The sequence below is a fragment of the Faecalibacterium sp. Marseille-P9312 genome (genome assembly GCF_902497445.1).
Lineage (GTDB): Bacteria > Bacillota > Clostridia > Oscillospirales > Ruminococcaceae > Faecalibacterium > Faecalibacterium longum.
On the sequence record NZ_CABVEW010000031.1, the window covers coordinates 1 to 2874 of the forward strand.

Below are 2874 nucleotides of genomic sequence, written 5' to 3' on the forward strand. Positions count from 1 at the left end.
CTGAGTTTTCAGGGCACCCGCTATCTTGGGTTTGAGCGGAACTAAGCGTTCTCCTACATTATATAGTAAGGAGTACTGTATGAATGATCTGTTTATCCAAGGGCTGACCATCGACTGGAACAGAGTTCGCCCATACAATTATGTTCGTCAGATTCCTGCCATCAGCGGAATCGACACTTTTACATTCCATAAGCCCATTACGTTCTTTGTTGGCGAAAATGGAAGCGGAAAATCTACGCTTCTGGAAGCAATCGCTGTTGCTTACGGCTTCAACGCAGAGGGTGGAACGAAGAATTATTCATTTTCCACATACAACTCCCATTCGGAACTATGTGAGGCTATGACGATTTCCAAAGGGTATCGTAGACCAAAGTTCGGGTATTTTCTCCGGGCAGAGAGCTTCTACAATGTAGCCACCAAGGAAATCGACTATTCCGATGACGATCATCCCTCCAAAGGCTATCACCAAAAATCACACGGTGAAAGTTTCCTCGCCATTGCGCAGGACTACATGGGTGCAGATGGAGTCTATATTTTTGACGAGCCGGAAGCCGCTTTATCCCCGCAGAGGCAGCTCACGTTACTGATCAACATTTATCGGTGTGCCCAAGAAGGGGCGCAATTCATTATCGTATCACATTCACCCATTCTCCTCGGAATGCCTGATGCTGAGATTTTTAGCTTCGACAATGGCACGATTCATCCTTGTCAGTATGAAGATACGGACAGCTACGTTATCACCAAAACATTTGTAAATAATCGGCAGCATTTTTTGAACCAGCTTCTGAACGAAGAAACGTAATGCCGGGAAAGGACATTCCATATGAATGATTCTACGTTGAAAGAGCTTTGGCAGCAGGTCGCTGAAAAGAAAAGCTGTGAAGCAAAGCAGAAAGAACTGACCGCCCAGAGAGATACGCTTGCTGATCGTCTGAAAAAGCTGGAAAAATCCAAGCTGGCGGAACAGGCTGACGTGGACCGTCTGGAGGGACACAGCCTTGCCGCATTTTTCTATCAGGTCATCGGAAAGATGGATGAAAAGCTGGACAAAGAACGGCAGGAAGCCTATGCAGCCCGTGTCAAGTACGATGCGGCTCTCCATGACCTTTCTTCCGTTGATGCTGATTTAGCACAAATTCAAAATAGGTTGGCACGGCTGTCCGATTGCGAAAGGCAGTATCAAGCTGCTCTTTCCGAAAAAATCAAAAGCATCAAAGCATCTACCCACCCTGCCGCACAGCAGGTTGCGGAAAGCGAAAGCCGTATTGCCGCGCTGAAAGTCCAAAAACGGGAGCTGCTGGAAGCTATCAACGCCGGAAAGACCGCCCTGCATACGGTCAATGAAGTTCTGGAAACCCTCGACAATGCCGAGGGCTGGAGTACATGGGACGTAATGGGCGGCGGTTTGATGGCCGATCTTGCCAAGTATGAGGAACTGGACGATGCACAGGAACAAATCGAACAGCTCCAAGTGGAACTGCGGCGGTTCAAAACTGAACTTTCCGATGTTGAAATCACCGCAGACCTTCAGGTTACGGTGGACAGCTTTTTGAAATTTGCGGATTTCTTCTTTGACGGCCTCTTTGCAGACTGGGCAGTTCTGGATCACATCAATCAGGCACAGAGCAGGGTGGAAAACACCAAGGGTCAAATCAAGCGAGTCCTCGCACTTCTGAAAAAGATGCGCGAAGATATTGACGTCCAAATCGCTGACGAAAAAGAAAAGCAGGAGCAGCTTGCGGTGGAAACTGAACTGTAAGTTTGAAGAGTCCGCTTATGTGATATGATTCGATAAAACCGAATTTGCAGGAGGTGTTTCGATGAAAACAAGAAGGTTTGCTTTATGTCTGGCAACGGTTTTTCTGGTGGCGATTTATATCAATATTCAGAGAAGCCATACTTTCACCCTTTCAAACGATGAAGGCACCATAAAGACAGAACAAATACAGCCACTTTGGGGAACTGTAAAAGTGAGCGGTGATTGTGATACTGAGGTGGTCTTTACCGATGTAGAGACTGGAGAAAAATATAGAATCGGATATATTACACAGGGCGTAACGGAAAGAATCAAACTCGAAAGAGGCAAATGGTATAAGGTGGCGGGCGGAGGCAACCTTACACTGAATCCGGTAAACATTCGAGTCGAATAAATGTAAGTTCCTTGCGGGCAGCTATGAAAGCTGAAGCTGAGAAGAGAGTTTTGAATATTCACATATGAAGGAGTACAGTTCTATGAGTTACGGTTGGGCAACTGTTTTCACTTTAGCGGCATGGTTTGCAGGACTTGTGATTGATGCAAATGTGCGGGTCGGCGACCTCGGTTTACGAACAGTGCTTCCTGTCATCGTGATGGGGTGCTGCGTTATGAAGTACATAAAGGACAATAGCAAATAATCTTATCTCAATACACTTTCCAGCGGGCAGCTCCAAAACGGTTGCCCGCTATTTTTATGCTCAAAAACGGAAGGAGGCCAAAATGCCAAGCAAAACCGAAGAATATCTCGCCCTTGCCCAGCGCACAGCCAACGGCTTGACCCGGTACTGGGAAAGCTGGACAGACTACCTGACCACCGCATCCCGGCTGTACAAGTACCCCTTTGCGGACCAGCTTATGATCTACGCCCAGCGACCCGATGCCACAGCCTGCGCCGATTACGACATCTGGAACAACCGCATGAACCGGTATGTCCGGCGTGGCTCCAAGGGCATCGCCCTGTTGGACGAATCCAGCGGATTCCCGCGCCTGCACTACGTTTTCGATGTGTCGGACACCGGGGTTCGCCGCAATTCCCGTGACCCGGAGGTGTGGCAGCTCGGTCCCGATTTGGTGCAGCCGGTTTCGGAAATGTTGAACAAGACCTATGGCATCAGCGG

General features: G+C 48.4%; 5 protein-coding genes. All 5 read left to right on the forward strand.

What is annotated here, in order from left to right; translation table 11 throughout:
* Nucleotides 1–79 precede the first annotated feature (79 nt).
* On the forward strand, nt 80–802 hold the full coding sequence (locus tag F3G95_RS13640) for an AAA family ATPase (RefSeq protein WP_005921747.1): 723 nt from the start codon (nt 80–82) through the stop codon (nt 800–802).
* A gap of 21 nt (nt 803–823) precedes the next feature.
* Nucleotides 824–1759, forward strand: coding sequence for a hypothetical protein (locus F3G95_RS13645; RefSeq protein ID WP_149795376.1), 936 nt, complete (start codon nt 824–826; stop codon nt 1757–1759).
* 61 nt (nt 1760–1820) lie between these two features.
* Nucleotides 1821–2150 (forward strand): hypothetical protein, encoded by a 330-nt coding sequence (locus F3G95_RS13650; protein WP_097778305.1) that lies wholly within the window; start codon nt 1821–1823, stop codon nt 2148–2150.
* A gap of 82 nt (nt 2151–2232) precedes the next feature.
* Nucleotides 2233–2394: a hypothetical protein gene (locus F3G95_RS13865; protein ID WP_015537708.1), complete on the forward strand. Its 162-nt coding sequence runs from the start codon at nt 2233–2235 to the stop codon at nt 2392–2394.
* Between the two features lie 82 nt (nt 2395–2476).
* The coding region (locus tag F3G95_RS13655; protein ID WP_149795377.1) for a hypothetical protein at nt 2477–2874 on the forward strand (398 nt) is incomplete at its 3' end.